Annotated in this window: 6 protein-coding genes; all 6 read right to left on the bottom strand. The window is 67.0% G+C overall.

Going from position 1 to position 6,692, the window contains the following annotated elements:
* Positions 1–220 precede the first annotated feature (220 nt).
* A complete protein-coding gene (locus tag FJ386_10605) occupies positions 221–850 on the bottom strand; it encodes a L,D-transpeptidase (GenBank protein ID MBM3877158.1) in 630 nt (209 codons plus the stop codon).
* Positions 847–2,127 carry an amino-acid N-acetyltransferase gene (gene argA / locus FJ386_10600; GenBank protein ID MBM3877157.1) on the bottom strand — a complete coding sequence of 427 codons (1,281 nt, stop codon included), beginning with the start codon at positions 2,125–2,127 and terminating at the stop codon, positions 847–849. Before argA ends, FJ386_10605 begins: the two co-directional genes overlap by 4 nt.
* Positions 2,128–2,218: 91 nt before the next feature.
* Positions 2,219–3,544 carry a DUF5009 domain-containing protein gene (locus FJ386_10595; GenBank protein ID MBM3877156.1) on the bottom strand — a complete coding sequence of 442 codons (1,326 nt, stop codon included), beginning with the start codon at positions 3,542–3,544 and terminating at the stop codon, positions 2,219–2,221.
* Positions 3,541–4,842: an alcohol dehydrogenase gene (locus FJ386_10590; GenBank protein ID MBM3877155.1), complete on the bottom strand. Its 1,302-nt coding sequence runs from the start codon at positions 4,840–4,842 to the stop codon at positions 3,541–3,543. Before FJ386_10590 ends, FJ386_10595 begins: the two co-directional genes overlap by 4 nt.
* A 107-nt stretch (positions 4,843–4,949) precedes the next feature.
* The gene (locus tag FJ386_10585; GenBank protein MBM3877154.1) at positions 4,950–5,828 is read right to left on the bottom strand and encodes a sugar phosphate isomerase/epimerase; all 879 of its coding nucleotides are present in this window, start codon (positions 5,826–5,828) and stop codon (positions 4,950–4,952) included.
* 105 nt (positions 5,829–5,933) lie between these two features.
* The gene (locus FJ386_10580) at positions 5,934–6,662 is read right to left on the bottom strand and encodes an HAD-IA family hydrolase (GenBank protein ID MBM3877153.1); all 729 of its coding nucleotides are present in this window, start codon (positions 6,660–6,662) and stop codon (positions 5,934–5,936) included.
* Between the last annotated feature and the right edge of the window lie 30 nt (positions 6,663–6,692).

Below are 6,692 nucleotides of genomic sequence, written 5' to 3'. Positions count from 1 at the left end.
GCTACGCCGCGCACACCGGGCAGGAGGTGACCTTCGATGAGTTCCTCAACCACGAGCACGAATACGCGCCGGGCGCGGACAAGTTCACCTTCGACAGCCCCGCGCCCGTGCAGGCGGACCCGGACGGCAAGTATCCCGTGCCCCAGCCGGGCATAAGGAAGAACCGGGAGTTCTGACCGCGCAGGGGCAGCGGGGCCTCACGTTGCACCGCAAGCGCGCGTCATTCGCGGCTGATCCAGACGAGCGTGCCGACGGGGAGTTCGTCGAACAACGGCATGAGGTCGTCCGCTGCGAGATGGATGCAGCCATGCGAGGCGGGCCGGCCCAGGCTCGGTTCGTCCCCGGTGCCGTGGATGTAAATGTAGCGCGCGAACGAATCCACGTTGCCGCCACGGTTGAAGCCCGGCTCAAGCCCCTCGAGCCACAGGATGCGCGTGGTGATGGGCGCGAGGGGCAGTCCCTTCCAGGTGAAACCGACGGGCTTGCGGCCCTTGAAGACGGTGCCGACGGGCCAGCCGCCGCCGATTTTCTGCGCGATGCGATGCAAGCCGAGCGGCGTGCGGTTCGAGTCCGCAACCTGGCCGATGCCGAACCGCGAGGTGGAAACGCGGAATCGCTTCGCGAGCGGGACGTAATCGGGAAACCGCCGGTCACGGTGCGCGCGGTTGTTGAAACGCAGCGGCGAGCCATGCAGCAGGAGCTGCCGCCGGACACGGACCCACAGCACATCACGGGTGAACTGCAATCCACACCGGCGGACGGTGTGGAAGAAATCGCCCGGCAGCCAGAGGCGCGGAGAAGCAACCCCGCCATCGCCCGCGGGCAGCGGAAGCTTCACCGGGCCGCTCATTTGAGCTTCTTCACCAGCACCTTCGACTTGCGGCCGCTCTGCTCGTATTTCTCCCGGCGCGATGCGGGCAGGTCATCCGGCGTGCCCTCGACGAAGCCGGCCTTGCTCTGAAAATACGCGAAGGCCTGCGTCGAGAGCAGGAGCAACTCGGCCAAGCCCGACTCGCGCGCCTTGTTCTCGACGAACTGGATGAGCTTGCGCCCGATGCCCTGGTTCTCGTGCGAAGGGCTCACGTAGAGGAACGCGAGCTCGCCCTTGTTCGCCTCGGGATGCGCGTGCAGCGCGATGCAGGCGACGGGGTTGCGGTCGATCTCGAAGAGGTAGTAGTCGCCGATGTGTTTCTCGAGCGCGGTGCGCGTGCGCTTGGCGAGTTCCTCGGTCTGCATCGCGCCTTTCGTCAGGCGGAGCAGGTTGCGGATGTCCTTCTTCTGGGCGCGTCGGATTTGCTGATACTCGTTGGCGTAGACGAGCGTGCCGATGCCCTCGTTGGAGAAGACCTCCGCAAGCAGGCCTTCGTCCACGCAGCCGTTGATGATGTGCACGCGCGGCACGCCGGCGCGGCACGCGGCCGCGGCGTGGCTGGCCTTCGATGTCGCCTCGGACGTGAAGTCGCACTTCCGCTGCGCAAGCATCGCCTCCAAGTCCCCGACGAGCGTCTGCCGGATGAGCGCGCCGTTGCACAGGAGCCCGTCGGCGGTGGTGATGAAGATGAGCTTGCTGGCCTTGAGCGCCTCGGCGACCGCGAGCGCGACGCCGTCCGAGTTCACGCGATACGTCTTGCCGTCGCCATCGAAGCCGAGCGGCGGAACGACGGGCGTGACGCCCTGCGCGAGCAGCGTCTGCAACAACTCCGTGTCCACTCGCTCCACCTTGCCGGTGAAGAGATGGTCCACGCCGTGCAGGATGCCCATCGGGTGCGCGATGATGGCGTTCGTGCACGCGGCGCGAAGGTCGTTCGCCGAGAGCCCCTCGAGGATTTCGTGGGTGAGCCGGTTCGCGGCGGTGAGCGCAAGCTTGAGCGTTTCGGCGTCGGTGATGCCGGTGCCGTCGAGATTCGACGCGGAAAGGTCCTGCTGCTCGGCGAGCACGCGAATCTGCTCGGCCGCGCCATGGACGAGCACCACGCGGATGTTCAGCGAGCGCAGCACCGCCACGTCCAGCAGGATGTTCGGGAAGTTGTCGTCGGTCACGACCGCGCCATCCACGGCGATGATGAAGGTCCGTTCGCGGAATCGCGGGATGTATTGGAGGATGCCCCGAAGGTCGGTGGGTTTCACGTTGGCTCGATGTCGCGCTTCTGAACGCGCAGAGAAGTAGAACGGGCGCGATCGGTTGTCGAGTTTGAACCGTGCCTTCCGTCCCGTCCGCCTACAGCCTCAGGAAAATCCTCCGCTTGTAGAGGAAGTGCACGAACCAGAAGATGAGCGCGAATCCCAGCAACGTGATGAACAGGTTGCCCGCGCCATCAGAAAGGCGCGTGTCGAGGAACTTCTTCACGTCGCCGCCGGCGAACCGCGCGGCCACGGTGCGGAATTGGAGGAGGTTGTTTGCGACGTAGATCGTGATCGAATTCACGCCGATCCACACGAACGGCCGGCACCACGTCCGCCATTGCCGCACGTCCACCACGTAGTAGAACGCGGCCAGCAGCAGCGCGCTGTAGCCGCCCGCCACCAGCACGTAGCTCGACGTCCAGATCTTCTTCACCACCGGGAACGCGAGTCCCCACGCGAAGCCGAGCGCGACGCCCGCCGCGCCCGCGGCGAGCAGCCAATTCACCTTCTGCGAGTCGGTGAAGTTCGAGCTGCGCAGGAACAGCCCCGCGAACACTCCGAGCAGGCACGTCACGATCGCGGGCAGCGTGCTCAGGATTCCCTCGGGGTCGTAGAACGTGTCGTATTTGCGCCCCGGCAGGAACTGGAAGTCGAGGTGGTTCGACAGGTTGCGGCCGGGCTCGAATGTCCCGCCCGTGCGCGCGGTCGTGGCGTCAAACATCTCTCGCGCCTTCGCCCACGCCGCGCTGTGCTTCGCGGCGGATGGATTCGCGGCATCCTGGAAGAGCGCCGCGCCCTTCGCGTCGCCGCGGCTTTCGCACAGCTTCGCGAGGTCGGGCTTGTTGAGCTGGATGTCCCGCACGGGCGCAAGCCCCATGAGCGCCCAGTAGCCGAGCAGCAATCCCGCCGCGATGGCTGCCATCGCGCGCACGTTGAAGAAACAGAAGATCAGGCCCGCGAACAGGTAGCACAGCGCGATGCGCTGCAGCACGCCAAGCAGGCGGATGTCCGGCCACTCGCGCGTGAGGCCGCCGGAATAAAAGATGCCGAGCAGGAACAGCAGCGCCGCGCGGCGCGCGACCCGCTTCAGCGCGCCCGCGCGGCCGTGCAACTCACGTTCCTTCGTGAGCGACCACACGAGCGAAACACCGGCGATGAACACGAACAGCGGGAAGATGAGGTCGTAAAACGCAAAGCCCGCCCAGTCCTTGTGCGAGAACTGCGCCGCCAGCCAGCCGAGCGGCGAGAAGGCGTCGGCGCCCGGCGCCTGCGTGATGGTGCTCGCGGTGCGGATGGCGACATCGCCGCCGAGAATCCAAAACATGTCGAACCCGCGCAGCGCGTCGAGGGACATGAGCCGTTGACCCGGTGCATCGGCTGCGGTCGGGGCTGCGGAACCTGAAGTTGCTCCCGCGCTCATGGCTTCTTCGCGCCAACGGTGGGCGCGCGCAAATCCACGCAGAACAACTTGTCCTTGCTGCGCGCGTAGAAGAGCCCATCCGCCAGCGCTGGATGCGCGCGGGCGGAGAGCGGCAGCACCTGCGCGCGGCCAAGTTCCTTGAACGCGTCGGGAGACGCGGCGGCGCGAAGCAGTTCGCCGTTCACCATCAGATAGAGCAGCGAATCGCCGGCGAGGATGGGCGTGCCGTAAGCGAGTCCGTCGCGGCTCCAGCGCACCCTGCCCGTCGCCAGTTCGACACACCGCAGCGACGACTGCCCGACATCGAGCCGGCCGTGCACGCCGTAAATGAATCCGCCGCGCCCGACGACGCTCGCGTATTGCGACGAGAGCGTGTCGTCGTCCGCCCACAGCTTCTCCAGTCCGCGCGGTGTCACGCGCAGCACCGCCGCGCCAAGGTCGTAGCTCGCGGTGATGAATATGGCGTCGCCGGCCACGAGCGGCGTGGATGCGGTGACCGATGCTTGAATTGGCGGCATGAATGGAAACTCGAACGCCTGCCTGCCGGACTTCGTCTCGTAGCCGCGCAGGTTGCCGCGGGTGAGAAACACCGCGAGCCGCCTTCCGCCAAGCGTTGCCGCGACGGGCGACGAGTAGCTCGCTTCCTCGTCGTTCGACTGCCACAAGACCCTGCCCGTGACCTTGTCGAACGCGACCACGCCCGCGCCGCCGGGCCCGCCGACATTCACAAAGACCGCGTCGCCGTCCACGAGCGGCGAGCAGGCGAGCCCGAAGAAACCGGGCCGCGCGCCGAACTGCCGCTTGCCATCCACGGCCCAGAGCTTCGCGCCCGTCGAGAGGTCGAGGCAGTGCAACCTGCCCTCGGCGCCGAACGTGAAGACGCGCCCGTCCTCGACTGCAGGCGTGCCGCGAGGCCCGGTGTCGCCGGAGGGATACTGGTCCACGTGGCTCGTCGGATACGGAAACGCCCAGAGCGGCCTGCCGTCGCGCGCGTCGAGCGCCTCGACGATTTCCTCGCCACCGCGGCGATGGAACAGGATGAGTTTGCCCCGCGCGACCACAGGACCGCTGTAGCCCTGGCCCACGGCTTTCTGCCACACCACGGGCGGGCCGTCTTTCGGCCACGCCGGCGCAAGGTTTGTGCCGGGGTAAATGCCGTTGCGCGTCGGCCCGAGGAATTGCGGCCAGTCTGAAGCCTGCGGTTGCATCGCACCGGCGAGGAGCGCGACTCCGCAGAGCATTGCAACCGCCGAAGCGCGGGGATGGACACGGTCGCGTGGCGGAGTCGTGACGCTCATCGTCGCGGAAAGTTGGTCAAGCGATGCAATCCTGCCGCCGCGCCCCGTGTCGCGAGGGGGGCAGGGCGCGCGGGTTGGCGTGTCGCGCCGGCGGCGCGGCTGCGGCCCTACTTCGCGGGCAACATCGCGAGATACCCGCGCACAAAACCGATGCACTGGGCGACGTCGGGCACCGAGTTGTCCCAGTTGTTCTCGTATTCGATGGAGATGTTGCCTTTGAAATTCTGCGCGCGCAATTCGTCGAGGATACCCTTGATGTTCGAGACGCCCGTGCCGAAGATGGTGTCGGGCAGTTGCTTTCCGATTTCAGAACGTTCCTTCAGGTGGAGGCTGATGATCCGGCCTTTGAGGATGCGCAGGCAGTCCACGGGCTGCAGTCCCGAGGTCACCCAGTGGCCGGTGTCGGCGCACGCCCCGATGCGCGCGTCCCGGTCCTTCACGAGTCCGAGCACGTAGTTCGGGTCCCACAACTTGTAGTTCGGGTTGTTCGCGCGCTTCGCGTGCTCGTGAAAACCCACGCGGATGTCGAACTCCTTCACGAGCTTCTCGATCATGTCGATCGAGCCGTCCGACTCGGTGGTGATCGCATAGAGTTCCATCTTCTTCGCGAACTCGAACACCTTGCGGGCCTGCGCCTCGTCGGTCGGGATGGCCACGACGCCGTAGTTCACGGCGCGGATTTTGTGCCGGGCGAGTTTCTCCTTCACGCGGGCGATGACTTCGTCGCTCGCGTCGTGGCCCCATTTCACCATCGGCTCCTCCTTGCTGAGTCTCTGGCCGGGATAAAACTCGATGACCTTGCCGCCGGCGGCCTCCGTCTTCTCGATGGCCTCGAAGGCGCTGAACCGGTTAAACGTGTAAGCCTGGACGCCGATGGCGAACGGCCCGATGCGATGCCCGGCGGGGATTTCGTTCGCCGCGAACGCCGCGGGCGCAGCGAGCAGGCACGAGGCGGCAAGGAGTTGCGGGAGTCGGTCGAGGTTCATGGCCGGTGCTGTGTGATGCGCGCGGGGCGCGGTTGATTGGTGCGCGAATAGCACCGCCAACTCGCGGCGGAGTCAAAGGAAAACTCCTCGGCTTTGGTGCGTGATTCACGGCCGTCCCGCGGGCGCCGCGACTCCGACAAGCCCGTCCAGTTCCGTCAATGCGGCGATGCGGCCGTCCTTCGGCGCGGTGGTTCGGCTGCGGTCGAGGTGCAGCGCCTGCAAGCCGGCTCCGCTCGCGCCCTCGGCATCCTCGCGCGCGGAATCGCCCACATGCAGGATGCGGCCCGCCGGCAACCCGAACTTGCGCACCGCCTGCTCGAAGATCACGGACGACGGCTTCGTGAAGCCGACATCGCAAGACACCGTGACGACCTCGAAGAATGACCGGAGCCGCAGCGCGCGCAGCAGCGGTTCGAGCCGCTCGTCCCAGTTGGAAATCACACCCAGGCGCACGCCGCGCGAAGCGAGCGCGTCGAGCGCCGGCAGCGCGTCCGGGCACAGCCGCCACGCGCCCGGTTCCTCGAATCTCGCGTAGACCGCCGGAAAGAACGTTCCGGGCAGCCGTCGCGCCTCGGTGCCAAACGTCTGCCGGACCAGGTCGAACCACTCCGCCGGCGTGTGGTGAAAATCCCGCCGCGCCCGCCACGCCGCGCCGAAGCGGCGGTTCAGTTCGTCCACGTCCACCGGCCACACGCCGTGCTGCGCGGCGACCTCCGCATACACGTGTCCCACCGACGGCCACGGCTCGATGAGCGTGCCGCCGACGTCGAGCGTGATCGCGTGGACCCGGCGCAAGGGAGACATCGCCGCGACATTGGGGCACCCGGCGCGCATCGGCAAGCGGGCATCGGCAGCGGCTTCGGG

This window comes from Verrucomicrobiota bacterium, assembly GCA_016871675.1.
Classification (GTDB): Bacteria; Verrucomicrobiota; Verrucomicrobiia; order Limisphaerales; family VHCN01; genus VHCN01.
This window is presented reverse-complemented; position numbering and strand designations above follow the sequence as displayed.